A 24,603-nucleotide genomic window follows, 5' to 3' on the forward strand; every position below is an offset into this window, starting at 1 on the left:
CTGCCTGACTGGCTGCAGTTCAGACACGCTTGCTAGAAAGCCGGATTCAATTCCAGCAGCAAGTTCGAGGAGCCGGGAGTCACCGAGAACGACTGACTGTAGATATCTCCTGCTCGTGGCATGGCCTGGCCGTCCAGCGACAGCCGCGCCTGCAAACGTAGCTCCGGGAATGACGACATCGAAACTGCGGGATCGAGCAGGTTCTCCGGTCCCAGCGTGAAATGTGCCGGCAGGGAGGTCGCAGGCAGGCGCAGCACAGCCACAGGCCGGGGGTGACCGTCGGCGCGAGCCACGACAAAGACCTGAGCCTTGGCCAACCGGGCTGGTTCTGATGGATTGGCCTTGGAGGCTGTCCATCGCAATTCTCCGCTCAGGCGGCTTTTGGAGACAGCCGCAGTCCTGGCAGTGCTAGTCGAACTGTCTTCGGACGCCAAAGCCTCCAGCTTGAGCAGATCATCTTGCACTCGCAGTGCCATGTCCGATCCTGGCTCCAACTGGCGCAGCAGGGCTTGCCAGTTCTTTTGTGCCTCATCCAGCTTGCCGTGGCGTGCGGCGGCACTCCCTGCAAGTGCCAGGGCCTTGGGTTGATCGGGCTGCAACATCAGTGCCTGCTTTATGGCCTTGCCGGCTTCGCCATCCAGATCACCGCCCTGTGCCGATGCCAGCGCGTCGGCCAGATCGGCCCATAACCTCGCCTGGACTTCCTCATCCATCGAGCTACGCCGCGCCTCCTGCAAAGCCCGTCGGTATGCATGGGCAGCAGCGTCAAAGAGCTCCAGCGTTTCATAGGAGCGGGCCAGCATTACCCAGCCAGGCAGGTTCTGGGGTTGCTCTTCAAGGCGCCGGGCCAGCCCTTCCACCATGGCCTGCACCTGTGCATCGCCCGCACCGTCTCCGTGCACGCCGGGCTGCTCCTGCGCCAGTTGCGCTGCAGCCTTGGGGTCGCCCACCTGCAGGTACAAAGCGAACGCGGCAACAGGAAGCAGCACCGCCAACAACAGTGCGCTGCCACGGCGTAGCCATGGACTTTGGCGCCAGGCAACCGATGCCCGTGGCCTGTCCAGTTCGCTGAGCAGACGCCGCTGAAGTTCTTCGACCGCTTGAGCATGGTCGGTCTCGCTCAGGCGCCCGCCTGAGCGCTCCAGCTTCAACTCGGCCAACTGGGTCTGGTAGAGGCGGCGCAGAGCTTCATCAGGATCGCCGGCGGGCAATGGGACCTCGGCCAGCAGAGGCGGCAGCAGTACCGCCAGGCTCAGCATCATCAGGACTATGGCACCCAGCCACAACCAGTGCATGGCGCTCATTGGCGTTCCTCCTTCGAGGTCGTATCCAGCCATTGACGTGCACGGTCGCGTTGCTGCGGCGTGAGTGGCTCGTCCGGCATGCTCCTGTGGCGCAGTGTGCGTCGCAGCAGGACAAAGCCGCCCAGCGCGGCAAGGAACGGGCTGCTCCACAGCAGCCAGGTCGATGGCTTCCAGGGCGGGTTGTAGCGCACAAAGGAGCCATAGCGCTGCTCGAAGAAGTTGATCACCTGCTCATTGCTATGGCCCTGCTCGAGCTGGCTGCGGATCTCGCGGCGCATGTCCTCGGCCATGGGGGCACGCGATTCGGCCACGGTCTGGTTCTGGCAGACGACACAGCGAAGCTGAGCGGCCAGCGCCATTTCACGATCCAGCAGTTCCTGGTCCCGAGCGGTCTGCCCAGCCTGGGCCAGCATTGCCATGCAGGCCAGCAAGGCCGCTATGCCGGCTGCACCGGTGCTTCGCGGTTTCATTGGAGACTCCTGATGACCGGCAGCAGCCGATCGCGCCATATTTCTGCGGTTACCGGGCCCACATGGCGATAGCGCACACGGCCCTGGCCGTCAATGACAAAGGTTTCCGGCACTCCCTGGATGCCGAAGTCCATGCCCACGCGGCCATCGCCGTCGATGGCTGAGGCTCGGTAGGGGTTGCCCGCCACTCGCAGCAGCGCGCGAGCCTTGTCCGGCTGATCCTTGTAGTTCAGGCCGTAGACGGCGACCGCGTCGCGCTTCGAGAGTTCGGCCAATACGGGTAGCTCCTGTCGGCAGGGTGCGCACCATGAGGCCCAGACATTGAGCAACCATGCCCGGCCTCGCAGGTCCTGCAGTTGGAGGATTTGCTGCGGGTCTTCGAGCAGAGGGCGGTCTATGGCCGGTGCGGGCTGTTCCAGCAGCGCCGAAGGCAGGGCCCGTGGGTCACGCTGAAGGCCAAGCCCGAGCATGACGGCCAGGCCTAAAAATATTGCCAGGGGCAGGACAAAGCGCATCAGGCAGCTCCTTGCAGGGCCGGAGCACCGGACTGGCGGTGCGCTCGCTGCTTGGCTGTACGAAAGCGCCGGTCCATGAGGCTCAGTCCTGCGCCCAGCGCCATCATCAGTGTGCCTATCCAGACCCAGTCCATGAAAGGCTTGACCTGTAGGCGCACGGTCCAGCGCAGGCCTTGATCGTCCAGTGGATCGCCCAGGGCCACGAAAACGTCGCGCGTCCAGCCGCTGTCAATGGCGGCCTGGCTCAGCGCCATGCCCTGGGCACGGTAAACCCGCTTCTCGGGAAACATGCTCCAGCTGTCCAGCCCCGCTCGACTGACGGTGAATTGGGCACGCTGCGCGTCATAGTTGGGGCCGGCGGCTGGACCAAGGCTGTCGAAGCGGAAGCGGTAGCCACCCGCCTCGGCAGTCTCACCCTGAGCCAGCGTGGTTTCGTGCCGGCTCTCCAGCCCGTCAGCCAGGCTTACCGCCAGCACGAACACGCCCGCACCGGCATGGGCCATCAGCATGCCCCACCAGCCCCAGGGCTGGCGCGACAGGCGCTGACCCAGATGGCCGATTTCCAGGCCTTGCCCCAGACGCTGCCAGATATGGGCCAGTGTGCTGAGCAGGCACCACAGGCCCAGGGCCAGGCCCAGCAGGGTGGCCGGGGAAAGGCGCACCCCCATCCAGCCGCCTGCCAGTGCCAGCACCGCCGCGCAGGCAAGGCTCAGCACTAGGGCTACGCGAAGGCGCCGCCACAGCTCGCCAACTAGGCTGCTCTTCCAGCGCGCCACCGTGCCCACGCCCATCAGTGCCAGTGCCGGCAGTACCAAGGGCAAAAAGACGGCCTGGAAGTACGGCGGCCCAACGGAGATCTTCTCACCGCTCAGCACATCGAGCACCAGCGGGTACAGCGTACCTATGAGCACCGCCAGCGCAGCAGCGGTGAAGAGCACGTTGTTGATCAGCAAGAAAGTTTCGCGCGAGAGCATGGCAAATTCCCCGGAGCCGCGGCCCAGCTCCGGTGCGCGCCAGGCGAACAGCCACAGTGAGGCACCCACCACGGCCACGATGAAGCACAGGATGAAGAGCCCCCGACCTGGGTCTACGGCAAAGGCATGAACTGAGGTGAGTACGCCTGAGCGCACGAGAAAGGTACCCAGCAGGCTCAGTGAAAAGGCGCAGATGGCCAGCAGGGCGGACCAGCTGCGGAAGGCGCCGCGCTGGTCAGTCACTATCAGCGAATGCAGCAGGGCCGTTCCCACCAGCCAGGGCATGAAAGAGGCGTTTTCCACCGGATCCCAGAACCACCAGCCGCCCCAGCCCAGCACGTAGTAAGCCCAGGCGCTGCCCAGCAGAATGCCCAGCGTCAGAAAGCCCCAGGCCGCCAGCGTCCAGGAGCGAGACCAGCGTGCCCAGGCAGCACCCAACTCGCCCGAGATCAGTGCCGCCAGCGCGAACGCAAAAGGCACGGCAAAGCCCACATAGCCCATGTACAGCAGCGGCGGATGCAGCACCATGCCGGGGTCTTGCAGCAAGGGATTGAGGTCCTTGCCTTCGGCAGCTGCGGGGATCAGGCGCGTAAACGGATTGGAGAGAAACAGCAGGAACAGCAGCAGGCCTACACTGATCCAGCCCAGCACGGCGAGCACGCGCGCCACGAAGGCCGGCGGCAGGTCTCGGCTGCGCCAGGCCACCGCCAGGGTCCAGCCAGAGAGCATGAGCTGCCACAGCAGCATGGAGCCTTCATGCCCACCCCAGAAAGCTGCCAGCTTGTAGGCCATGGGCAGGTCGCTGTGCGAATTGGCCGCCACATACAGCACCGAGAAGTCTTCGCGCCAGAAGCACCAGAACAGGCTGGCCGAGGACAGCACGCACAATGCGCATAGCAAAAAGGCTGCTGGCCGGGCCAGCTTTACCCAACCCGCCACTCCCCAGTGGGCACCGGCCAGTGGTAGCACCGCCAGCAGTACTGCCGTGACCAGGGCCAGTACCAGAGCGAACACACCGAGTTCAGCGATCATGTGCGGCCTCCGCTGGAGACGGTGCCGGCCCTGTCCTGGCCGGTTTCCTTGACAGTGTCATCCCCGGCAGATTTTTCTGGCGGCTTGCCGGCGGCGTTTTTCAATGCATGGGCCGCTTCGGGCGGCATATAGTTCTCGTCGTGCTTGGCCAGCACCTCGGAGGCATGGAAGGCTCCGTCCGCCTGCATACGGCCCGATACCACCACACCTTTGCCCTCACGGAACAGGTCGGGCAGCAATCCCCGATACTGCACAGGCACACTGCGCACTTCATCGGTCACTGCAAAGCGCAGCAGCATTCCGTCGCCGCTGCGCTGCAGTGAGCCAGGCTCCACCAGGCCACCCAGGCGAAAGGCTGCACCATGCGGAACCTCGCCCGCGTGAACCTGGCTGGGGCTGTAGAAGAACATCACATTGGAGTTGAGTGCTCGCAGCACCAGTGTGACGGCTACGGTCACCAGCGCAAGTCCTGCCAACACCCACAGTAGGCGACGCTGGCGCGGCTTCATGGGTTCTCCCAGGTTGCGAGTCCGGATGAGGCTTCAGCCTTCAGCCGACGGCTGCGCACATAAATGCTGACCAACTCGATACCCAGAGCCATCGCGCTCACACCGTAGGCCAGAGCAATGAAAAAAGCATGATCCTGCATTACAGACTCTCCTCGCGGGCTCGCTCCAGAATCAGGCAACGTGCTCGTACTAGTGCAACGGCCAGCGTATAGGCCCAGCAAGCCAGCGCCATCAGAAGCATGCCGGCCAGCATGGTGTGCGTCATGCTGGGAGCTGTATCCATGCGAATGCTTGCGCCCTGATGCAAGGTGCTCCACCACTGAACCGAGAAATAGATGATGGGAACATTGACCACGCCAGCAAGCAGCACGATGGCGCCAGCGCCATCGGCCCGACGCGAATCCTCTATGGCCGAGACCATGGCCATATAGCCCAGATACAGGAACAGCAGGATCAGCTCCGACGTCAGACGGGCATCCCATACCCACCAGGCTCCCCAGGTCGGCTTACCCCAGGCAGCCCCGGTCCACAGGGCGATGGCCGTGAACAACGCACCCGTAGGTGCCAGTGCCCTTGCCAGCAGGGGTGAAAGACGGGTGCCGTAAATCAACCCCAGGGCAGCATGGAGCGCTGCCACCAGGTAGATGAACATGGACATCCAGGCAGCCGGCACATGCAAAAAGATGATGCGGTAGACCTCGCCCTGTTGGTGATCCGTAGGTGCCAGTCCAAATCCGACCCATAGACCCGCGGCAGCCAGCACGGCAGCCAGCACAGCCATCCAGGGCCAGACTCGGCCCGCCCAGTGGTAAAAAATCGGGGGCGAGGTCAGTTGGCGCCATTTGCGGCCGCTGGACCCTGCTGCAGGCGTCGGTGATGCATTGGAAGTAAGGGAACTCATATCACTCCAGCGCGAGGCGCAAGGCCGCGGCGATAGCCCAAGGGCCGGCCAGTAGCGCCAGGCACAGGCAGGCCCCCAGCAGATTGAGAGCAGGCGCTGCACTCAGCCCTTGCTGCGCCTGGGCCACGGCATGGCTGCCAAAGATCAGGATGGGCACACTCAGCGGCAGCACCACCAGAGCCAGCAACAACTGCCCACGCACACCCAGTGTCAGTGCTGCGCCCAGAGCAGCCAGCAGGCACAGGCTGGGCGTTCCCAGAGCCAGCGATGCCAGCAGGATGCCGACCACCGTCCCATCCAGGCCGTACTGCCAGCCCAGCAAGGGAGCCACAAGCAACAATGGCAACACGCCCAGCAACCAGTGCGTGGCCACCTTGAGGCCCACCAGCAGCGGCAGGGGCGCCGGCGCCAGCAACCACTGCTCCAGCGACCCGTCGGCCATGTCGCTCTCGAACAGCCGGTGCTGCCCCAGCAGCACGGCCAGCAAGGCTGCGACCCACACAATGCCCGGCGCAATCTGCCTCAGCAGGGGCGCGTCCGGCCCCAAGGCCAAGGGGAAAAGACTGCCCACCAGCACGAAAAAGAACAGCCCGCCCAATGCATCGGAAGGCCTTCGAGCGGCCAACTTCAACTCTCTTGCACACACAGCTATCAGCAAACGGCCACCTGCTCATTCATTGCCGTTGTGATCACGGAGCGGGATAAATCCAGCACCGACACCCGGGGCGTCGGCAGCACCAGGTTGCGGTGCGAAGCCACCACAGCCATTCCTCCAGAGGCCAGATGCTGCTCCAGTGCCTCGCCCAGATATTGTTCGCCCTGACCATCCAGGCAGTTGTCGGGTTCGTCCAGCAACCACAGCGGACGCTCGCCCAGCAAGACACGGGCCAGTCCCAAGCGCCGACGCTGCCCCTGGGACAGTCGGCCAAAAGGCCGTGCGACGACTTCCGTCAACGACAACGCCTGCAAAACGGCTTGAACACGTGCTTCATTCCAGCTCACTGCCATCAGATTCAGCGCAAAGCGCAGATTCTCCATCCCTGTCAAGGTGTCGCTCATTCCTGCCTGATGTCCCATATAGGCCAGTTGCCGCTGGTAGGCAGGATCCTGGGGGGACAGCGTGCCGCCGCACCACTGGAGGCTGCCAGTGCGCCATGTCAGAAGGCCGGCCAGACAACGCAGCAGGCTGCTCTTGCCCGCGCCGTTATGACCTCTGAGCATCAGCAGCTGACCGCCACCGAGTTCCAAGCCCAGATCGCGCAGTACCACCCGGCCGCCGCGTACACAACCCAGGCCGGATATGCAAAGAAATCTGGAAGCAGCCGTACCCAAACCATTCATCCCGCTATTGCACCGACGCAACTGAAGCCTCAGCTGGCCCCGGCACTTTCTGACCTGGCGTGTCGCTTGGGCCCTGTCCAGGAGGAATGTGAGGCAGCTTATGGGCAATGCCCTTGTGACAGTCGATACAGGTTTTTTCCTTGCTGGCCAGATAGGTGCTGTGCATGTTCTGTGCGCGCAAACTCTGCCGTGTCATATCCATGGAGTCGTAGTTATGGCAGTTGCGGCACTCCAGCGAATCGTTGGCCTTGAAGCGAGCCCACTCGTGCTGCGCCAACTCCAGCCGCTTGGCTTCGAACTTTTCAGGCGTGTCGATCGTTCCGAAGATCTTGCCCCACACTTCCTTGGAGGCCTGCATCTTGCGAGCGATCTTGTCGGTCCAGTCGTGCGGCACATGGCAGTTGGAGCATACGGCGCGTACGCCCGAGCGGTTGGTGTAGTGGATCGTGCTCTTGAGCTCGGCAAACACGTTGTCCCGCATCTCATGACAACCCGTGCAGAATTTCTCCGTATTGGTCAGTTCCATGGCGGTATTGAACGCGCCCCAGAAGAGAATGCCGCCGATGAAGCCGCCGATGGTCAGAAAGCCCAGGCTGAAATGTACGCTGGGGCGGCGGATCACCGCCCAGTAGCGCTTGAGAAGTGTCAACATAGATGAACCTCGTGCGCCGCAGCGTCAATTTTTCTTGGATGGCTTGCCCGACTGGGACTGCAGGGCCTTCAAAATCACGGTATCCACGTCCTCGAAGGTGTTGCTGACCAGAGGGCGAACGGCATCCTGGGCCACATGGCATTGCTGGCAGAAGTAGCGTCGCGTGGATACCTGCCCCAACATGCGCCCGTCGCGATCCATATAGTGCGTGACCGATACTGGCACGGCCTGCGAGATCTCGGCCTTGGTTCGTGAGTGGCAGTCCATGCATTTGTTGAAATTTTTGTCTACCTGATAGCCGTCCACGCGATGGGGAATCGTGGGAGGTTGCCAGGTGTAGTTGCGCGTGCGGCGCACGTCATCGTTGACGGCATTGCCAAGCACTGGTGGCTTGGTCGCCTGCATGATGGGCGTAGGGCCGCGCGCCGAGTCATAAAAGGTCTCCGCGATAGCGGATGGCGTCCAGGCCATACCTATATTGAGCATGAGCAGCATGCCCACAAGACGGACGAATTTGCGGACGAAGTTCATGGTCAACCTCTCTTTCGTCAAACCTTGGTGACCTTCACAGCGCACTTCTTGAAGTCCGTCTGCAACGAAATCGGGTCGGTAGCATCCAGCGTCACCTTGTTGATCAGCTGGCTGGCGTCGAACCAGGGGACGTAGACCAACCCGCGCGGTGGCTTGTTGCGGCCGCGGGTCTCGACGCGCGTGCGCATGGAGCCACGCCGCGAGGACAGCTCCACTTCGCTGCCGCGGCGCACGCCCAGCGCCTTGGCGTCATCAGGATGCATGTAGCACAGTGCGTTAGGCACGGCACGATGCAGCTCGGGTACGCGCCGGGTCATGGATCCTGAGTGCCAGTGCTCAAGCACTCGGCCCGTGGAAAGCCAGAACGGATAATCCTTGTCTGGAGCCTCCGCTGGTGGTTCATAGGGCAAGGCAAAGATGTTGGCTTTGCCGTCGATATTTCCGTAGAACTGGTAGCCCGTACCGGCCTTCACATAGGGGTCCGAGCCTTCGCGGTAGCGCCAGAGGGTTTCCTTGCCGTTGACCACGGGCCAGCGCATGCCGCGTACCTTGTGATATTGGTCGAACGGTGCCAGATCGTGGCCGTGGCCACGTCCGAACGAGGCGTATTCCTCGAACAGACCTTTTTGCGGGTAGAAGCCAAAGGCCTTGGCTTCCTCGTTCTCATAGGCTGGATCCATATCGGCCAAGGGAAACTTGTCCACGTTTCCGTTGCGGTACAGCACCTCGAACAGGGTCTTGCCGCGCAACTGCGGTTTCTTGACCAGCAGTTCCTCGGGCCAGACTTCCTCGACCTTGAAGCGCTTGGAAAACTCCATCAATTGCCACAGGTCGGAGCGCGCCTCACCAGGAGCCTTGACCAACTGGTGCCAAAAGTGGGTGCGGCGCTCTGCATTGCCGTAGGCGCCTTCCTTCTCGACCCACATGGCCGACGGCAAGATCAGGTCGGCGGCCACAGCCGTGACTGTGGGATAGACATCGGAGACCACCACGAAATTGTCGGGATTGCGGTAGCCCGGATAGCCTTCCTGAGCCAGGTTGGCACCCGCCTGAATATTGTTGTTGACCATCACCCAGTAGGCGTTGAGCCTGCCGTCCTTGAGCGCACGGTTTTGTTCCACTGCGTGGTAGCCGGGTTTGGGGGGAATCGTGCCTTCGGGCAGCTTCCAGATGGTTTCCGCAGTCTTGCGATGTTCCGGGTTCGTCACCACCATGTCCGCAGGCAGGCGATGCGAGAAGGTGCCCACCTCACGCGCCGTTCCACAGGCCGACGGCTGTCCCGTCAGTGAGAACGGGCTGTTGCCGGGTGTGGCGATCTTGCCCAGCAGCAAGTGAATGTTGTAGACCATGTTGTTGGCCCAGACACCGCGCGTGTGCTGGTTGAAACCCATGGTCCAGAACGACACCACCTTGCTGTTGGGGTCTGCATAGAGTTCGGCAAGGGCCTTGAGGCGGTTGGCCGGTACACCCGTGAGCTTGGTTGTGTACTCGAGCGTATAGGTGGATACGAACTTGGCGTATTCCTCATAGTTGATGGACTTGGCACCGTTGGGATCCTTGGCGTTCTTGGCCGCCTTCTGCAGAGGGTGCTCGGGACGCAGCCCGTAGCCGATATCGGTGTTGCCGAGCTTGAAATTGCAGTGCTTGGAGACGAAGTCCTTGTTGACCCTGCCCGTGGTGATGATGTGGTTGGCGATGTAATTGAGTATGGCCAGATCGGTCTGAGGCTTGAAGGTCAGAGACATATCCGCCAACTCATACGAGCGGTGCTCGAAGGTGGACAGCACGGCCACCTTCACGCCTGGTGTGGACAGGCGCCTGTCGGTCACGCGAGTCCACAGCACCGGATGCATTTCCGCCATGTTCGAGCCCCAGAGCACAAAGGCAGTCGCGGCCTCGATGTCGTCATAGCAACCCATGGGCTCGTCCATGCCAAAGGTGCGCATGAAGCCGGCAACTGCCGAGGCCATGCAGTGGCGTGCATTGGGATCAATGTTATTGGTGCGAAAGCCCGCCTTGAACAGCTTGGAGGCTGCATAGCCCTCCCATACCGTCCATTGGCCGGAGCCGAACATGCCCACTGCGTCGGCCCCCTTGGCCTTGAGCGTCTTTTTGAACTGCTCTGCCATGACGTCGAAGGCCGTATCCCAGGAAACCTGCTGGAACTCGCCATCCTTGGCGTAGCGACCATTCTTCATGCGCAGCAGCGGCTTTGTCAGACGGTCCCCTCCATACATGATCTTGGACAGGAAGTAACCCTTGACGCAGTTCAACCCCCGGTTGACCTCGGCCTCAGGGTCACCCTGAGTGGCCACCACGCGGTTGTCCTTGACGGCCACCATGACGCCGCAACCTGTACCGCAAAAGCGGCATGGCGCCTTGGACCACTTCAGATCGGCGGCCATTGCACCTGCATCCTGGGACAGAGCTTCTATGGGTATGCCTGCAACGGCACCTGCGGCTGCGGCCGCAGATTGACGGACAAAATCACGCCTAGTGCTAGTCATGTGTTACCTCTTGGTTTAGCGACTGCCAGTTCTCAACATGCTGATAAACCAGGGATGCGTTGATTACGCCATCGAGCAGCTCAATCTGAGACACGCAATCAAGTATTTCCCTTGCATGGGGCGCTTCCAAGGTCACCACCAACTTGCCGGCCGGATGACTTCCATGTATTTGGGCGCCTTTGATCGTGACGATGCCAGCAGCTACTTGTGCCAATGCTTGAGGAAGCACATGCACAACCAGGCTGGTGATATGCAAGTCGGTATGAGTTTCAATGGGCTCAGATTCTTCATGCATGTGGAGGGCCACCGATGATCATCTGATAAAACCAGATCGCAAAGCCGTAAGACGCAATCAGTACAACGGCCAATATAGGTGCCATAACAACTGCGAGAAATGCGAAGCTACGCAACTCCTCGGTACGAGTCGATTCAGGCTGAGGTTCTGTCATTAGCAATCCCCCTTGGCTTGGATGCCTGAGCATCCGTGATTTGGCGATAGAGATCCGATAACGAACTTTGCCACGAGATTACCTACAAAATTGACTTGCAACAAGGTTCTTCTCGATTCGTTGCATTACATCAATTCCTTCATTCAGATTTCATTAAGTCAATTGACATTCAAGGAGATGCCTCGGGTGTTGACTAAATAGCTGGCTGACTCAAGCGCAGCTTGGAACAGCCCTCTGCAAACTGAATTTGCGCCTCAATCTCGCACTGATCCGTTGAAGTTGAGAAGTGGCACCGGACCTGAAACCGATAGCCGCCGTCTGCTGCTTGCTTGAAAACCGTCACTGGATCACCTGTCCGCCATAGAGTGGTAATCGAGGTTTCGTATGGCCGCATTCAGTGATGGAAATCGCCGGAAAGCCAAGCCTGCACAAGAAATTGCTGCAGACCGTGGATTCAGTGGCTCAATGCAGCGCAGGACCTCGCGGCATTCAAGACGCGCTCCTTTCAGCCAGGCAATGAATGACAACGAGACTCATGCGAATTCAACCTGGATTTGTGCAAGCTCGAAGCATCGCCGTACCGAGCACGATGTGCGTCGAACCAAAAAGCGCTCCACAAAAGCGCTTTATAGGAGCAAAGTATTTATGAGCGAAGCTCTGCATCTGCTCGTCCATCAACCTGCATTGGACTACCCCTAGGCTTGTCTACCTGCTCAGGGAGAGTCCAATCGCAATCCTGGTGTCACCTATAAGCTGCTCGTAATAGGTTGCGATGTGATGCGGCAACCACTGCTCAGGGGCTCAATCATCTCCAGCAGTCGCTTGTAGCCCGTGCGCTGCACCCGCCACTGGCCGGCGACCCTGGTATAGCAGTCCTCGTACAGTGCACTGCCGGTGAGTATGGTCTGCTCATCCAGATTGATGAACAGGTCATTGAGGTACCAGATGCCGGTGGCCGCGTCACCGTTGACCTGGATTTCCGGTGTGTGCCCGTTGTGCATACCAAAGCGCCTATGGGTGAAGGCATTGCGGTAGAAGATCATGGCTTCATCGATGCCATTGATCTCATACTGGTAAGTCGGGCTGTCGAAGCGGATATGGACATCATCGGCCAGAACGGTTTTCAGAAGCTCCAGATTGCAGGTGTCGATGCCGCGAAAGTAGCGTGCCTTGAGCTGTTTGATTTCTTCAATATCCAGAAGAGTTTGCATGCGGTTCTCCTCTGGAGTTTAGTGAGGCAGGTAATGGCCGCCACTGACGTCCAGTTGGGCGCCGGTCACCACGCGCGCATAGTCGCTGGCCAGATACAGCGCGGCAGAGGCGCAATCGGCATCGTCGGGAATCTCGTTGCGCAGGGGAATCTGCTGGGCAATCACATTGACCAGCGATTCCATGGGCACGCCCTGGCGCTTGGCTTCCGCCTGGAAATAGCCTTTGACCGGTGCGCCCCACATCCAGCCGTTGTAGGTGCTGTTGACACGGATGCCGAAGGGGCCAAGGTCTTCTGCCAGATATTGCACAGCGGTCTTGAGCGCGCCTTTGGATACGGCGTAACCGGCTTCGAGCTGATTGGGGCGGCGCGTTGCCATGGTGTTGATCATCACAATGCTGCCGTCTTTTTGCTTTTTCATCTGTGGCACCACGGCCTGGGTCATGTTCATGGAACCGTAGAGATTGACTTCCATGACCTTGCGCCAGTCATCCATGGAGGAGTTGCTAGAAGATCCCCAGCTCCCGTGGGCATAGGCCGAGTTGATCAATGCATCAATGCGGCCGAACTTGGCGATGGTTAGCTCTGCAAGCCGCTGGCACTGCTCGGGCTGCGAGATATCGGTGGACACCTTGAGCGTCTCGCAGGAGTGGCCGGCATCGCGAATCGCTTGCTCTGTCTCATCCAGCATGGACTGCGTGCGGGCTGCCAGCACCACGGCTTTGGCCTGATACTCCGCCGCACGCAGGGCGAGCTTGATGCCCATGCCGGGGCCGATGCCAGAGATGATGATGACTTTGTCTTTCAGAAGCATATGGGTCTCCTTGGATTTATAGTCTGGGGTTTTCTCAGAATGCAGCCCGGGTGCGGGCAAAGTGCAGCTCTTCCGCGCGGTGCTTGACATCCTCAGCGACCTGGTCAAAGGCGATCTTTACCCAGGCACCATGCTCGCGCATGATGGTGTCGGCGTTCAGACCCAGGAACTGGTCGGTGGTGAAGTAGGTGCAGCGGTTGGCGTCAATTGCCTCTATGTATTGATCACGGCGCGCTGCGTCCTTGTTTTCGGGCACGGGGCGCTGTTCCCAGGACAGCAGTTGCTCGGGCTCAAATGCGACCAAGTATTCATTGACAGGCCAGACTTCTCCCGTCAGCGGGTGGCGGGTTTTCATCTCGACGAGGTCATTGAGCTTGAGCCCACAGCGGATGTCGGGGCAGAAGCGATTCCAGAGGTGATAGTTTTCCAGATCCGCAAGCACTTCCCAGACCACGCTGGCGGGCGCATTGATTTCCACCTTGATGGAAGTGACGAGGTTGGCAGCTTTGGTCATCTTGGATGTCGCTTCAGTTGATGGGCTTGGAGGTGATCTGCAACTGCTCGCTCAGTGGCTCAACGGTTTCAAGCAAGGTCTTGTAGCCCGTCTCTGCAATCCACCAGCGGCCATCGCGCTTGACATAACGGTCTTCATAGATCGCACCGCCATGCATATGCGTTTTCTCTTCGAGGTTGATGAAGACGTAGTTCAGATACCAGAGCGCAGTAGCTTCCTCTCCCATGACCTCGATCTCCGGCGTGTGGCCGTTGTGCATGGCCAGGCGGGTTTTGGTGAAGGAGGTTCTGTAGAAGTCCAGCGCCTTGTCTATGCCCTCCAGGTGGAATTCATAAGCAGGGCTTTTGAAAGCCAGCTTGATGTCTGATGTCAGCATGCCCCTCAGCAACTCCAGATTGCAGGTGTCGATGGCGCGAAAGTAGCGCGCCTTGAGCTGTTTGATTAGCTCAATGGCTTCTAAGTCCAACATATGTCTTGTCTCCTTTTGTGATGAGCCGGTCTTGGGTGCCGACTTGATAAAAGCTGCGGATGATGCAGTCCGGGCTGCTGAAGTCCATGATGAGGTCCTCGGATTCGGACATGTATTGCTGCCGCAGGCGCAACAGTTCTTCATCCCCTTGGGAGTCATGGAAGCCATCAGCACTGCCAATGAGGAACTGGCGCCAGCTGTCAGCCGAATACCGCTCGGGGCGCCGCGGACTGAACATGATTTTTTAGCTGCCGCCACCTCTTAGCTTTGGCTTTGCAGATGCCTGGCTCGATACAGCGCGTAGTCGCGTTGCATCTGCTGCTCGCTCAGGCCAAAGGTCTCCAGGCTGTAGTCATGTCCCGCACGTTTTTCACGGCCATTGCTGGAAAGCCATTGCTGCGCATCGGTGCGGGCTTTCTCGGTGAAGGGCATCTGGGCGAACTGATAGACAGCCTCCAGCACCTGCATGGGCTTGGCCACGGTGTCCAAGAAGTGGATATCCAGAAAGCGCCGGCTGTCCTGCTGCTCGCGCACCTGCATGGTGTGGTGAATACCACGCGCCATGCGGCTGTTCCACTGGCGGCCTGCAGCGCTTGGGTCGGGCTGGTCGCTGTAGATCTGCCACAGCGTATGCGCCATGCTGGCCATGGACGGGATGGTCTGCGCTGGCTCGCGATGGGTCAGAATGACCTGAGCCTGGGGAAAGACGGACAGCAGAATTTCCAAAGTGTGCAGATGCTGCGGGGCTTTGAGCAGCCAGCGCTGGCCCTGCGCCTCGCCGCGCTGGCTCTTTTGCCATTGCAGAAACTGCAGCATCTTCTTGAGCTGGGTGTAAACGGGGCGCTGATCCTGCTGATCGAGCCAGGTGGTGTAGCTGGGCACATCAGCGTAAGCGTCCATGGCGCAGAGAAAGGAATGCTCCATGAGCATGAATTCCTCGTCGCACAGCGTGGCGCTCATGGGGTGGATGGACAGAATCTGGGGAATCGCCTCAATCGTTTGAGCGACCTCTGCTTTGGCCATGGTGATGCGTTTTTCGCAGTCCTGCGGGCCTTCTCCGGTCAGTGGTGCAGGGTAGCGGGTCTCCCACCAGGCAACAGAGTAAAAGCGCGGGTCTACGGCCAGTGTTCGTTGCAGCATGGTGGTGCCGGTGCGCGGCAGGCCCACTATAACCAAGGGGTCTTCGATCTCGATCTTCGAGATTTCTGGGAAGCGCTGGAGATAGTCCTCCATGAGCAGGCGATTGGCCAACTGACCCACAAGTCTCTCGCGCATCATGACAATGCCGGTTGCTGACAGCTTGGCCTCGGTGTTCAGGGCGCGCGTCAGAACTTCCAGCGCTTGCCGGTAGTTGTCGTTGCCAAAATCTTTGAGGCCTGGGGCACGCTCACGTGCAGCATGCAGCAGTTCTTCGACGTGCAGAGTTTGGGGTGTCACAGGGGTATTCATACAGTCTCCAGCAACTGGTCTATCGAGATAACTTTGGTGGTGGGGTGGCACTGCTCCTTGGCGCCAACCCAGCGCAGGCACATGGTTCCCTGGCGTAGACCGGCTGTCTGTAGCCAGTTGGCAAGGCCGGGGTCTTTTTCACTGAGCACCAGAGTGACGCCGCCGCTCTCGTCGTACTGCGCCTGATGCTTGTTGATGCAGATCTGGTGGTAGCGGTAGTCCAAAGACTCCAGCCAGTAGTTATTGATCTGCAGATTCCAGAACGAGCATTCCGGCACCTTGTCGATATGAATGACAAGGGCCTGGTCCTCGCTCAGTTCCCAATGCGAGTGGTAGTAGAAGATATTGGGATCGCCGCCCACGGACTGGCAGTAGGCCTGATCGGCTGGCGGCAACTGATTGCTATGGGGTTGATAGCTTTGTGCCCAGTCTGCAAAAAGCTTTGCGGTGTTTTCGACAAAGGATGTCACGCGCCGCAGCGACTGCGCCAGCACTTGCGGGTCCAGCGGGCCAGGGGTGTCCGTGGTGCCAATGCGCTCGATGGCGAGCTTGGCGGGCACTTCGCTTTTGCGATCCATGAAGGTCTGGCGCACCAGCAGCGACACCGAGGCATCTTCCATGGGCAGCCAGTTACCCGGCTGCGGGTCACGGCTGACGATGAGTTCGAAGTCGCCGTTCTCGTCAGTCTTGAGCTGTGTAGCGTCGATAAACCCGGTGACGACCATGCGGCCATCGGTTTCATAGCCGCCTTTTTGCGTGCAAAAACTCAGGTAGGAAACACTGCCCCGGTTGCCCTGAATGCGGTACTTCATGGAACCGTTGAGGCGCGAGTATTCGTAGATGTTGTCCGGATTGTCCGCACCAATCTTGGCGGTTTCGTGCGAGGTCTTGAAGAAGCTGGGAAACGCCGGGTCGGCGAATTCCACATGCATCTCCAGCGCGATGCGCAGCAGTCGGGTCAGATAGCGATAGCCTTCTGCCCGCGTTGCAGGGTCGGCAGGGGTTTCGGGACGCAGAATCTGCTGGCCGCAGCGTTTGAGGTGATCGCAGAACTGCGACCAGGTTTCGCCGCTTAGCAGTTGTTCATTAATGGTTTGGGTATCCATGATCTGGCTTTCTTTGTGTGCCGCGCATTGCCATGTGGTGGCTGTGTGCGGTGGGTGAAAGAAGAAAAAGGGGCGTTGCAAAGGCTGGCAACGCCACAGTTCATCCAGTTGCTTTAGTCTTCCGCGGCGATGATTTCGCGGGCCACCAGTTCGGCGATGATCTTGTCTACAGCCTCTTGCGCAGTCATCTCGGGGGTGGAGATATGAATGTCCGGAGACTCCGGCACTTCAAACGGTGAGTCGATCCCCGTGAAGTTCTTCAGCTCGCCACGGCGCACTTTCTTGTAGAGGCCCTTGGGGTCACGCTCTTCGGCAACGGCAAGCGGTGTGTCGATGAATACTTCGAGGAACTCACCATCTCTCACCAGCTTGCGCGCCATTTCGCGTTCTGCCTGGAATGGTGAGATGAAGGCGGTGATGGCAATCAGCCCGGCGTCCACAAACAGCTTGCCCACTTCAGCGACGCGCCGAATGTTTTCCACGCGGTCTGCATCGGTGAAGCCAAGGTCGCGATTGAGACCGTGGCGCACGTTGTCGCCGTCGAGCAGATAGGTATGCCGGCCACGCGCATGCAAACGGGTTTCGAGTAGATTGGCAATCGTGGATTTGCCAGCGCCCGACAGACCGGTAAACCATAGCAAGGCAGGTTTTTGATGCAGGCGTTCGGAGCGCGAAGCCTGGTTCACGTTCACATGCTGCATGTGAATGTTCTGCGAGCGGCGCAGCGCAAAGTCGATCAGTCCCGCACCCACCGTGGCATTGCTCAGGCGATCGATCAGAATGAAGCTGCCGGTTTCGCGATTGTCCTTGTAGGCATCGAAAGCGATAGGCTGACTGCTGGACAGATTGCAGACACCGATTTCATTGAGTGCCAGCTCCTTGGCGGCCAGATGCTCGAGCGTGTTGACATTGATCTTGTACTTTGGCGCTGCGAAAGTGACAGGAACGGTCTTGCCGCCGATCTTCATCAGATAGGGGCGGCCGCCGAGCATGGGCTGCTCATGCATCCAGATCAGCGTGACTTGGAACTGATCGGCCACATCGGAAGGAGCATCCGCGACGGCAATCACATCGCCCCGGCTGCAGTCCACCTCATCAGCCAAAGTCAGGGTAACGGACTGGCCGGCAACTGCCTGTTGCAAATCTCCATCCTGGGTGACGATACGCGCAACCTTGGTCACCCGCCCGCTGGGCAGGATGCGGACACTGTCTCCGGGGTGAATCTGGCCACTGGCAATGCAACCCGCAAAACCGCGAAAGTCCAGATTGGGGCGATTGACCCATTGCACGGGCATGCGAAATGGCAACTTTTGCTGGCGCGCTTCGTCGATTTCCACCGTCTCCAGATAGCCCATGAGCGTGGTGCCGCGGTACCAGGGCATATGCTCGCTTTGCTCGGTGATGTTGTCGCCACGCAAGGCAGACATGGGGATGGCCGTGATGTCTTCCAGATGGATCTTCTTGGCGAACTCGCGGTAGTCGGCCACGATGTCGTTGAAGACTTTCTCGGAGTAGCCCATCAAGTCCATCTTGTTGACGGCCAGCACGATCTTGCGGATGCCGATCAACGATGCCAGATAGCTATGGCGTCTGGATTGCGTCAGCACACCGCGGCGCGCATCGATCATCACGACGGCCACATCGGCGGTGGAGGCACCAGTAACCATATTGCGGGTGTACTGCTCATGGCCAGGCGTGTCTGCCACGATGAACTTGCGCTGATCGGTCGAGAAGAAGCGGTAGGCCACATCGATGGTGATGCCTTGCTCGCGCTCCGCGGCCAGACCATCGACCAGCAGCGCGAAATCCAGCTCTCCGCCCTGCGTGCCGACTTTCTTGGAGTCTGCGACCAGTGCTTCCATCTGGTCTTCGAACAGCATCTTGGATTCGTACAGCAAGCGGCCGATCAGCGTGCTCTTGCCATCATCCACGCTGCCGCAGGTGATGAAGCGCAGCAGGCTTTTTTGCTCGTGTGACTTCAGGTATTTCTCGATATCTTCAGAGATGAGTGCAGATACATGTGACATCAGAAATACCCCTCTTGCTTCTTCTTTTCCATGGATGCAGCCGAGTCGTGATCGATCATCCGGCCCTGTCGTTCCGAAGTACGGGTCAGCAGCATTTCCTGGATGATCTTGGGTAAGCTGTTCGCGTCGGATTCGACCGCACCCGTCAGGGGGTAGCAGCCCAGGGTGCGAAAGCGCACATTGCGCATCATGGGAACTTCGCCACTCTTGAGCGGCATGCGCTCGTCATCGACCATCAGCAGCGTGCCGTCTCGCTCCACCACTGGGCGAGGCGCTGAAAAATAGAGCGGAACGATGGGAATGTTTTCGAGATAGATGTATTGCCAGATATCCAGCTCGGTCCAGTTGGACAGCGGGAATACCCGGATGGATTCGCCTTTGTTCTTGCGCGTGTTGTACAGATGCCAGAGCTCCGGGCGCTGGTTTTTGGGATCCCAGCGGTGCTGGTCCGAGCGGAAGGAAAAGATGCGTTCCTTTGCGCGAGACTTCTCTTCATCGCGGCGTGCGCCGCCAAAGGCGGCGTCGAAACCATACTTGTCGAGAGCTTGCTTCAGACCCTCGGTTTTCATGACGTCGGTATGAATTTGCGAGCCATGCTTGAACGGGCTGATGCCCATTTCAAGACCTTCAGGGTTGATGTGGACCAGCAGGTCCATGCCCAGCTTGGCAGCCATCTGATCGCGAAAGCGATACATGTCCTGAAACTTCCAGGTCGTATCCACATGCAGCAAAGGGAAGGGAGGTTTGGCCGGGTAGAAGGCCTTCATCGCCAGGTGCAGCATGACCGCACTGTCCTTGCCGATGGAGTAGAGCATGACGGGGTTCTCTGCCTCAGCAACAACCTCGCGCATGGCCTGAATGCTTTCGGCTTCCAGCCTCTGCAAATGAGTCAGCACCACAGATTTCTCCTTGGTTTTTTGTTTTGGGTGTTGCCAACTGTAGGAGTCCGTTAAATCAAATCTTTGCGCGAATTGATGTTTTAGAAGTTGCCGGGTCATGCTCGCCATAGGATCCAGCTTCGGTGACGCTGGGGTTCTGACGGCGGTGTTCTTTGGCGCCAGCGATACGTCTTGCGCAGTCTTCAAGATGCTGCTGGCCAGTTCGTTCGACTGGCTGAGCATCTCTGTGGCCGCAGGCAGATGAAACAGGCGAAGCCGGTCGTGGCTGTCGCTGGCCAGCGATGAAAAGGTGGCTGCACGTTGCCATTGCATGGCCGCAAGCAAGGCAAAGATCTTGCCGTCGCTGGAGTGCCTGAGGCGATCAAAAAAATCTTCCAGATGTGCGGCGCGCAAACTGCCCTCATATGGTTGCCAATACACCTTGCCGCGGTTATCGACTGCACGCAGGATGCCGTGCCTGAGGCGTCCGGGGCAGTTGTTGTGGGCGCCAAAATCGTCGATCCAGACAATGCTGGCGCTCTCTTTTCTTGCCTGCTCGCAAATGTCCAGATAAGTGCTGGCGTACCAGCGCTGCACAGAAGGGGATGCCTGCTTCATGCGCTTGACGGGGCGGTCGGCATTGAGATTCCAGCGCTGCAGGTATTGCGCGTTGGTGCGCTCGGGCAACTCGAGCTGCTGGCGCTGACAGATCAGCTGCTGCATGGCTTCTAGCTGCCACAGCAAATAAGGCAGGCCATGGTCGGAGGGCTGGGTGCTGACCAGTTGGACATAGATGTCCTGCTCCTGCATGGCCGACAAGGAGCGGCCTTCGCCCGGTTTGCGACCTCGCTCGCGCACAGGGACAGCGTTCCATCCCCCTTCCTGCCAGGCTTTATGGGCGGCGATGATGGTCGGCGTGGACAGGCCTGTCGCCATACCGACTTCTTTGAGTGTTTTGCCTTCAAGCCGCAGTTTCACGGCTTGAATTCGCAGTGGATTGATATCTTGAACACTGAGTTTCTTACCAACAGCCATGCGCATTCCTGTTAAACATTCAATCGCTTATTTGCGAAGATCCGGACGCATTTACTGTCGGCCTGTCCTCTGATCGGCGCATAGGCCAAACGGACCACCTGAATAACAACACAGGAGATTTTTGTGACTCAGACTCGAAGCGCACTGCTTGAAGACGTAATGGCCATCACCCGCGAAGCGGGTGCTTTAATCATGAAGATCTATTGCAGCGACTTTGAGGTGCGCGGCAAGCAGGATGCATCGCCCGTGACTGAAGCCGACGAAAAGGCCGAGCGCCTGATTCTTGAGCGCCTGGGCGCCTTGCAGTCGCAGTTTCCCGTCGTCTCCGAAGAGGCAGCTGCAGCGGGATATGTACCTGATATGGGGCAGTGCTTCTGGCTGGTTGATCCTCTTGACGGAACCAAGGAGTTCATCAACCGCAATGGCGAGTTCACAGTCAATATCGCGCTGATCGAAAATGAAACCCCTGTGCTGGGTGTCGTGTTCGCTCCAGCGTTGGATCGCATGTACGCGGGAGCCTTAGGACTTGGCGCATGGCTGGAGGTGCAGGGCAGGCGGCAGGCCATTGAATGTAGAAGCATTCCGGAGGATGGCCTTGATGTGGTGGCCAGCCGTTCGCACGGCGATGCCGAGGCGCTGGGTCAGTTTCTCAATGGGCGCTTGGTGCGCTCACTCAAAAGTGCAGGCTCATCGCTCAAGATTTGTCTGATCGCAGAGGGAGAGGCTGACCTCTATCCCCGCTTGGGGCGCACCATGGAGTGGGATATCGCTGCGGGTCATGCGGTGCTGGCCGCGGCAGGCGGCCAGATTCATGCGCTCAATGGAGATGTTCTGAGCTACGGCAAACGAGATTTGAGCAACCCTCATTTCTATGCCTGCTCGGCAGATTACCGCTGATTTCAAGCTTTCGCACAGCATTGCCACCCGCCCTGAATGCTCTGAGTGCGGGCACTCACCACCTCTCTGTTGAAGATTCATGAGCTTTGCCGCGACGCTAATTCGAGCCTGCCTGCTTTGCGGGCTGCTGATGAGTGCAGCCTGTGCCGACAAGGCTGCGTCTCGCCAATCCGTCAAAATCGTTGTCGGCTTCGAAGCCGGCGGTGCGATGGATACCTTGGCGCGCGCGTTTGCCACCAGGCTCTCAGCGCAATTGCAGCGTCCCGTCTATGTGGAAAACAGAGTGGGGGCAGGTGGAGCCATTGCTGCGAACTATGTTGCAAAATCCAGGCCCGATGGAAATACGTTGCTCTTGGCGTCGCCTGCCGAAATATTCATCAATCCTGTTTACACCAGAAGTCGGGAGTCAGGCGAGGTCGCTGGCATGGTGCCGGTTGCAAAAGTCTCCTCGGCTCCTATTGTTCTTGCCACTCGGGGCGACTCCGCAATACATCAACTGAGTGATATCGCAGTTGCAGCACAAAAAAATGCCCGTGGCCTGAGTTTCGCGTCCTCAGGAATTGGCAGCTTGCAGCATTTGGTGGGCGAGAGCCTGGGAGAAGCTCTGAGGGTCGAGCTATTGCACGTTCCATACGGGGGAGCCGCTTCTGCAACTGCAAGCCTGATGGGCAAACAAGTGGACTTGCTTTTTGCGGGGCTTGCTCCCATAGCCTCCCATCTTCAAAGCCAAAAGATGCACGCATTGGGCATTGCATCGGCTCACAGGTCGAAGCGCTTCCCCGATATTCCTACGTTTCAGGAGAAGGGACTCCAAGGCGTCAGCTTCGAATACTGGCAAGGAGTCTTTCTTCCCAAGGGGGCGTCATCCGAACTGGCTCTATATCTATCCACCGAGATCAACAAGGTGATCAAAGACACAGGCTTTGTGGAGCAACTGGAAAATTCAGGTTTTGAAGTTGCGTATAAGGACCACAAACAATTCGAGCCATTTTTGCAAGCAGAAGATCAGAGCTACCGAAGTTTCTTTAGGAAATCGGCCTTTTATATTGATCTCATGATTTTGAGTGGAGCTCAAATTTAGCTAGATCATTTGATGTAGAAATCGCACAGCATCGGGTCTGCAGCGCTTGTGCCCGAGCTGTGAGAGCGGACTCCAGGCAAGTCGCCGGGCTGGAGCTGCCATTCATTGTCCCCAGCTTCCCGAGAACCTTGCGTTGGGATGCCTGCATTGATGCGCGGATGAGCGCTCTGGAACGGTTACCGACTGCAATGAGTCGCTGCAATCGCTGGTGTTGACTGGTAGCGCGCAAGGCAGACATGAGCAGCAACTATCGTTGCCAAGCTGCTGCAGGGATATTTCAGTCCTTGAAGAATATCCGGCGATGAGGCATGAGGCTTGAACTTAACAATGACTGGAAGTCACTGATTCCGGAGTACACAAGAAGAAGCCAAGGTCAGGGGCTCATTTGCCCACTGGCTAGCTCGGACAAGCCATTGCGCTGCACATGCTGGACCAGAAAATCAAGAAATATCCGGGTCTTGAGAGGCAGGTGTGTGCGGTGTGGGTAATAGGCATAAAAGCCCGGAAAGCTTGCCCAATAGGGTTTCAGCACTTCAACCAACTGGCCTGTGTTGAATGCGTCGATCATGGATTCGCGCCAGCCGGTAATCACGCCGATGCCGTCCAGGGCCGCGCGCATGGCCGTGTCGCTATGGTTGACTGTCAGTGGCCCGCTCACGGAGCGCTCGCTCAGTTTGCCGTCGATATTGAATTCCCACTTGTAGACTGCACCGCTGCTGCTCATGCGGTAGTTGATGCATAGGTGTTGCTCCAGCTCATCGGGGTGCTCGGGTGTGCCGTGCGTTCTGAGATAAGCAGGGGATGCACCGAAGCACATGGTCAGATCCTGTGTGAGTGGCACGGCAACCATATCGCCCTCCAGTGACTCGCCATTGCGTATGCCGACGTCAAATCCTTCTCGCACGATGTCCACAAAGCCGTCGTCATAGACCAGCTCGACATGAATGTGCGGATGCAGTGCAAAGAACTCGGCGAGCATGGGCTCGACGAGCACCTGGCCTGCAGGATGAGAGATGGTGAGGCGCAGTGTGCCGCCTTCGACGCCCGCTTGGAGTTGAAGATCTTCGGTCGCTTCGCGCAGGTTGGTGAGAGCCGGGGAAATGCGCTCCAGATAGATTCTTCCGGCTTCTGTCAGATTGAGGCTGCGCGTTGTTCGATCGAACAGGCGTACATCCAGACGGGTTTCCAGCTTCTTGATCGTCTGGGACAGTGCGGCCGGTGTGACCCCGATGGCGTGGGCGGCATAGGTCAGACTGCGATGCTGAGCTACCTGCTCAAAGGCAGCCAGATAGGCGAGTATTTCGGGCTTCATGGCTTCTATTTTTAAGTAAAACTTAATAACTTAAATAGATTGACTGGCTTTTTCTTTTGCATCGCCTGGCGCACACTGCCTCTGCTTCGCGCGATGCTGCATGTGCTCGTGCGGCAGCTCCTGTGTTTAAAAGCAAATAAGAAAGCACTCCCCATGCCTGTCAAATTCACTCTCAACGGCAAGCCCGCATCGGCCGATGTGGATTCTTCAACACCCATTCTCTGGACCCTGCGTGACACGCTGGGTATGACAGGGACCAAATTTGGTTGCGGCATGGCCATGTGTGGAGCATGCACTGTGCATCTGAATGGCCAGGCCATTCGTTCTTGCATTACGCCCATATCAGCGGCGCAAGGGCAAAAAATCGACACCATCGAAGCACAGGCTGCCGACAAGGTTGGAAAGGCTGTCGAGGATGCGTGGGTTCGCAACGATGTGGCGCAATGCGGCTATTGCCAAAGTGGGCAAATCATGAGTGCAACGGCGCTGCTCAAAAGCAATCGCCAACCCAGCGATGCAGAGATCGATGCAGCCATGGCTGGCAATATCTGCCGCTGCGGAACTTATGCACGCATCCGTGCAGCCATCCACGATGCTGCCAAAAAACTGTCGGCCTAAAAGAAAGA

General features: G+C 58.8%; 27 protein-coding genes. 3 read left to right on the forward strand and 24 right to left on the reverse strand.

All coding sequences use genetic code 11. From position 1 onward, the window contains the following. Window positions 1–32: 32 nt before the first annotated feature. The 23 genes from ccmI to cysD form a co-directional block, all read right to left on the reverse strand. Entirely contained in the window at window positions 33–1,304 is a 1,272-nt protein-coding gene (gene ccmI, locus DFO48_RS01855; protein WP_114862350.1) for a c-type cytochrome biogenesis protein CcmI, read from the reverse strand. Next, on the reverse strand, window positions 1,301–1,774 hold the full coding sequence (locus DFO48_RS01860) for a cytochrome c-type biogenesis protein (RefSeq protein ID WP_114862351.1): 474 nt from the start codon (window positions 1,772–1,774) through the stop codon (window positions 1,301–1,303). The genes ccmI and DFO48_RS01860 overlap by 4 nt, the downstream gene beginning before the upstream one ends. Then, window positions 1,771–2,289: a DsbE family thiol:disulfide interchange protein gene (locus DFO48_RS01865; protein ID WP_003079816.1), complete on the reverse strand. Its 519-nt coding sequence runs from the start codon at window positions 2,287–2,289 to the stop codon at window positions 1,771–1,773. Before DFO48_RS01865 ends, DFO48_RS01860 begins: the two co-directional genes overlap by 4 nt. Next, a complete protein-coding gene (locus DFO48_RS01870; RefSeq protein ID WP_114862352.1) occupies window positions 2,289–4,295 on the reverse strand; it encodes a heme lyase CcmF/NrfE family subunit in 2,007 nt (668 codons plus the stop codon). The genes DFO48_RS01865 and DFO48_RS01870 overlap by 1 nt, the downstream gene beginning before the upstream one ends. Further along, on the reverse strand, window positions 4,292–4,804 hold the full coding sequence (gene ccmE, locus DFO48_RS01875) for a cytochrome c maturation protein CcmE (protein WP_114862353.1): 513 nt from the start codon (window positions 4,802–4,804) through the stop codon (window positions 4,292–4,294). Before ccmE ends, DFO48_RS01870 begins: the two co-directional genes overlap by 4 nt. After that, complete coding sequence (gene ccmD, locus DFO48_RS01880) at window positions 4,801–4,944, reverse strand: heme exporter protein CcmD (RefSeq protein WP_114862354.1); 144 nt, start codon at window positions 4,942–4,944, stop codon at window positions 4,801–4,803. Before ccmD ends, ccmE begins: the two co-directional genes overlap by 4 nt. Beyond that, window positions 4,944–5,705: a heme ABC transporter permease CcmC gene (ccmC, locus tag DFO48_RS01885; protein ID WP_199406934.1), complete on the reverse strand. Its 762-nt coding sequence runs from the start codon at window positions 5,703–5,705 to the stop codon at window positions 4,944–4,946. The genes ccmD and ccmC overlap by 1 nt, the downstream gene beginning before the upstream one ends. Window position 5,706: 1 nt before the next feature. Continuing rightward, entirely contained in the window at window positions 5,707–6,363 is a 657-nt protein-coding gene (ccmB, locus tag DFO48_RS01890) for a heme exporter protein CcmB (protein ID WP_172590543.1), read from the reverse strand. Beyond that, complete coding sequence (gene ccmA, locus DFO48_RS01895) at window positions 6,357–7,046, reverse strand: heme ABC exporter ATP-binding protein CcmA (RefSeq protein WP_114862355.1); 690 nt, start codon at window positions 7,044–7,046, stop codon at window positions 6,357–6,359. The genes ccmB and ccmA overlap by 7 nt, the downstream gene beginning before the upstream one ends. A gap of 4 nt (window positions 7,047–7,050) precedes the next feature. After that, entirely contained in the window at window positions 7,051–7,698 is a 648-nt protein-coding gene (locus DFO48_RS01900; protein WP_003070157.1) for a cytochrome c3 family protein, read from the reverse strand. 24 nt (window positions 7,699–7,722) lie between these two features. After that, window positions 7,723–8,229 (reverse strand): nitrate reductase cytochrome c-type subunit, encoded by a 507-nt coding sequence (locus tag DFO48_RS01905; RefSeq protein ID WP_114862356.1) that lies wholly within the window; start codon window positions 8,227–8,229, stop codon window positions 7,723–7,725. A 17-nt stretch (window positions 8,230–8,246) separates the two neighbouring features. Next, window positions 8,247–10,736 (reverse strand): periplasmic nitrate reductase subunit alpha, encoded by a 2,490-nt coding sequence (napA, locus tag DFO48_RS01910; protein ID WP_114862357.1) that lies wholly within the window; start codon window positions 10,734–10,736, stop codon window positions 8,247–8,249. Next, window positions 10,729–11,031, reverse strand: coding sequence for a chaperone NapD (locus DFO48_RS01915; protein WP_223305786.1), 303 nt, complete (start codon window positions 11,029–11,031; stop codon window positions 10,729–10,731). Before DFO48_RS01915 ends, napA begins: the two co-directional genes overlap by 8 nt. Beyond that, window positions 11,024–11,185 (reverse strand): periplasmic nitrate reductase, NapE protein, encoded by a 162-nt coding sequence (napE, locus tag DFO48_RS01920; RefSeq protein ID WP_003070148.1) that lies wholly within the window; start codon window positions 11,183–11,185, stop codon window positions 11,024–11,026. The genes DFO48_RS01915 and napE overlap by 8 nt, the downstream gene beginning before the upstream one ends. Before the next feature lie 746 nt (window positions 11,186–11,931). Further along, a complete protein-coding gene (locus tag DFO48_RS01925) occupies window positions 11,932–12,396 on the reverse strand; it encodes a nuclear transport factor 2 family protein (protein ID WP_114862358.1) in 465 nt (154 codons plus the stop codon). An 18-nt stretch (window positions 12,397–12,414) separates the two neighbouring features. Then, window positions 12,415–13,209 carry an SDR family oxidoreductase gene (locus DFO48_RS01930; protein ID WP_003079791.1) on the reverse strand — a complete coding sequence of 265 codons (795 nt, stop codon included), beginning with the start codon at window positions 13,207–13,209 and terminating at the stop codon, window positions 12,415–12,417. Window positions 13,210–13,243: 34 nt separating this feature from the next. Beyond that, window positions 13,244–13,723, reverse strand: coding sequence for an SRPBCC domain-containing protein (locus DFO48_RS01935; protein ID WP_114862359.1), 480 nt, complete (start codon window positions 13,721–13,723; stop codon window positions 13,244–13,246). Between the two features lie 13 nt (window positions 13,724–13,736). After that, on the reverse strand, window positions 13,737–14,192 hold the full coding sequence (locus DFO48_RS01940) for a nuclear transport factor 2 family protein (protein ID WP_114862360.1): 456 nt from the start codon (window positions 14,190–14,192) through the stop codon (window positions 13,737–13,739). Next, window positions 14,170–14,430, reverse strand: a complete 261-nt coding sequence (locus DFO48_RS01945) for a hypothetical protein (protein WP_114862361.1) — start codon at window positions 14,428–14,430, stop codon at window positions 14,170–14,172. Before DFO48_RS01945 ends, DFO48_RS01940 begins: the two co-directional genes overlap by 23 nt. A 23-nt stretch (window positions 14,431–14,453) precedes the next feature. Beyond that, window positions 14,454–15,641, reverse strand: coding sequence for a sulfotransferase (locus DFO48_RS01950; RefSeq protein WP_114862362.1), 1,188 nt, complete (start codon window positions 15,639–15,641; stop codon window positions 14,454–14,456). Continuing rightward, on the reverse strand, window positions 15,638–16,747 hold the full coding sequence (locus DFO48_RS01955; RefSeq protein WP_003079775.1) for a DUF1214 domain-containing protein: 1,110 nt from the start codon (window positions 16,745–16,747) through the stop codon (window positions 15,638–15,640). The genes DFO48_RS01950 and DFO48_RS01955 overlap by 4 nt, the downstream gene beginning before the upstream one ends. Before the next feature lie 113 nt (window positions 16,748–16,860). After that, window positions 16,861–18,774, reverse strand: coding sequence for a sulfate adenylyltransferase subunit CysN (gene cysN / locus DFO48_RS01960; RefSeq protein WP_114862363.1), 1,914 nt, complete (start codon window positions 18,772–18,774; stop codon window positions 16,861–16,863). Next, the gene (gene cysD, locus DFO48_RS25845; RefSeq protein WP_370449542.1) at window positions 18,774–20,693 is read right to left on the reverse strand and encodes a sulfate adenylyltransferase subunit CysD; all 1,920 of its coding nucleotides are present in this window, start codon (window positions 20,691–20,693) and stop codon (window positions 18,774–18,776) included. The genes cysN and cysD overlap by 1 nt, the downstream gene beginning before the upstream one ends. A 117-nt stretch (window positions 20,694–20,810) precedes the next feature. Here cysD and cysQ point away from each other — a divergent pair, with 117 nt between their 5' ends. Both cysQ and DFO48_RS01975 read left to right on the forward strand, forming a co-directional pair. After that, entirely contained in the window at window positions 20,811–21,584 is a 774-nt protein-coding gene (gene cysQ / locus DFO48_RS01970) for a 3'(2'),5'-bisphosphate nucleotidase CysQ (protein WP_034349739.1), read from the forward strand. Window positions 21,585–21,663: 79 nt separating this feature from the next. Continuing rightward, window positions 21,664–22,665 (forward strand): tripartite tricarboxylate transporter substrate binding protein, encoded by a 1,002-nt coding sequence (locus DFO48_RS01975; RefSeq protein ID WP_114862364.1) that lies wholly within the window; start codon window positions 21,664–21,666, stop codon window positions 22,663–22,665. 373 nt (window positions 22,666–23,038) lie between these two features. Here DFO48_RS01975 and DFO48_RS01980 read toward each other — a convergent pair whose 3' ends face one another. Further along, window positions 23,039–23,977, reverse strand: coding sequence for a LysR family transcriptional regulator (locus DFO48_RS01980; protein WP_003079763.1), 939 nt, complete (start codon window positions 23,975–23,977; stop codon window positions 23,039–23,041). 153 nt (window positions 23,978–24,130) lie between these two features. On the opposite strand from DFO48_RS01980, the gene DFO48_RS01985 reads away from it, so the two are divergent. After that, window positions 24,131–24,595: a (2Fe-2S)-binding protein gene (locus DFO48_RS01985; protein ID WP_114862365.1), complete on the forward strand. Its 465-nt coding sequence runs from the start codon at window positions 24,131–24,133 to the stop codon at window positions 24,593–24,595. Window positions 24,596–24,603 lie beyond the last annotated feature (8 nt).

Source organism: Comamonas sp. AG1104 (assembly GCF_003350425.1).
Classification (GTDB): Bacteria; Pseudomonadota; Gammaproteobacteria; order Burkholderiales; family Burkholderiaceae_C; genus Comamonas; species Comamonas testosteroni.

Bases quoted from the DNA above. Each gene is read 5' to 3' on its own strand.
- DFO48_RS01860 (WP_114862351.1), bottom strand. From the start codon at position 1,774: ATGAAACCGCGAAGCACCGGTGCAGCCGGCATAGCGGCCTTGCTGGCC.
- DFO48_RS01985 (WP_114862365.1), top strand. From the start codon at position 24,131: ATGCCTGTCAAATTCACTCTCAACGGCAAGCCCGCATCGGCCGATGTG.
- ccmA (WP_114862355.1), bottom strand. From the start codon at position 7,046: ATGAATGGTTTGGGTACGGCTGCTTCCAGATTTCTTTGCATATCCGGC.
- DFO48_RS01870 (WP_114862352.1), bottom strand. From the start codon at position 4,295: ATGATCGCTGAACTCGGTGTGTTCGCTCTGGTACTGGCCCTGGTCACG.
- DFO48_RS01980 (WP_003079763.1), bottom strand. From the start codon at position 23,977: ATGAAGCCCGAAATACTCGCCTATCTGGCTGCCTTTGAGCAGGTAGCT.
- DFO48_RS01975 (WP_114862364.1), top strand. From the start codon at position 21,664: ATGAGCTTTGCCGCGACGCTAATTCGAGCCTGCCTGCTTTGCGGGCTG.
- DFO48_RS01955 (WP_003079775.1), bottom strand. From the start codon at position 16,747: ATGGATACCCAAACCATTAATGAACAACTGCTAAGCGGCGAAACCTGG.
- DFO48_RS01945 (WP_114862361.1), bottom strand. From the start codon at position 14,430: ATGTTCAGTCCGCGGCGCCCCGAGCGGTATTCGGCTGACAGCTGGCGC.
- ccmI (WP_114862350.1), bottom strand. From the start codon at position 1,304: ATGAGCGCCATGCACTGGTTGTGGCTGGGTGCCATAGTCCTGATGATG.
- cysD (WP_370449542.1), bottom strand. From the start codon at position 20,693: ATGCGCATGGCTGTTGGTAAGAAACTCAGTGTTCAAGATATCAATCCA.
- cysN (WP_114862363.1), bottom strand. From the start codon at position 18,774: ATGTCACATGTATCTGCACTCATCTCTGAAGATATCGAGAAATACCTG.
- DFO48_RS01940 (WP_114862360.1), bottom strand. From the start codon at position 14,192: ATGTTGGACTTAGAAGCCATTGAGCTAATCAAACAGCTCAAGGCGCGC.
- napA (WP_114862357.1), bottom strand. From the start codon at position 10,736: ATGACTAGCACTAGGCGTGATTTTGTCCGTCAATCTGCGGCCGCAGCC.
- DFO48_RS01865 (WP_003079816.1), bottom strand. From the start codon at position 2,289: ATGCGCTTTGTCCTGCCCCTGGCAATATTTTTAGGCCTGGCCGTCATG.
- ccmD (WP_114862354.1), bottom strand. From the start codon at position 4,944: ATGCAGGATCATGCTTTTTTCATTGCTCTGGCCTACGGTGTGAGCGCG.
- DFO48_RS01900 (WP_003070157.1), bottom strand. From the start codon at position 7,698: ATGTTGACACTTCTCAAGCGCTACTGGGCGGTGATCCGCCGCCCCAGC.
- DFO48_RS01925 (WP_114862358.1), bottom strand. From the start codon at position 12,396: ATGCAAACTCTTCTGGATATTGAAGAAATCAAACAGCTCAAGGCACGC.
- DFO48_RS01950 (WP_114862362.1), bottom strand. From the start codon at position 15,641: ATGAATACCCCTGTGACACCCCAAACTCTGCACGTCGAAGAACTGCTG.
- DFO48_RS01915 (WP_223305786.1), bottom strand. From the start codon at position 11,031: ATGCATGAAGAATCTGAGCCCATTGAAACTCATACCGACTTGCATATC.
- DFO48_RS01905 (WP_114862356.1), bottom strand. From the start codon at position 8,229: ATGAACTTCGTCCGCAAATTCGTCCGTCTTGTGGGCATGCTGCTCATG.
- ccmC (WP_199406934.1), bottom strand. From the start codon at position 5,705: ATGAGTTCCCTTACTTCCAATGCATCACCGACGCCTGCAGCAGGGTCC.
- DFO48_RS01935 (WP_114862359.1), bottom strand. From the start codon at position 13,723: ATGACCAAAGCTGCCAACCTCGTCACTTCCATCAAGGTGGAAATCAAT.
- DFO48_RS01930 (WP_003079791.1), bottom strand. From the start codon at position 13,209: ATGCTTCTGAAAGACAAAGTCATCATCATCTCTGGCATCGGCCCCGGC.
- ccmE (WP_114862353.1), bottom strand. From the start codon at position 4,804: ATGAAGCCGCGCCAGCGTCGCCTACTGTGGGTGTTGGCAGGACTTGCG.
- napE (WP_003070148.1), bottom strand. From the start codon at position 11,185: ATGACAGAACCTCAGCCTGAATCGACTCGTACCGAGGAGTTGCGTAGC.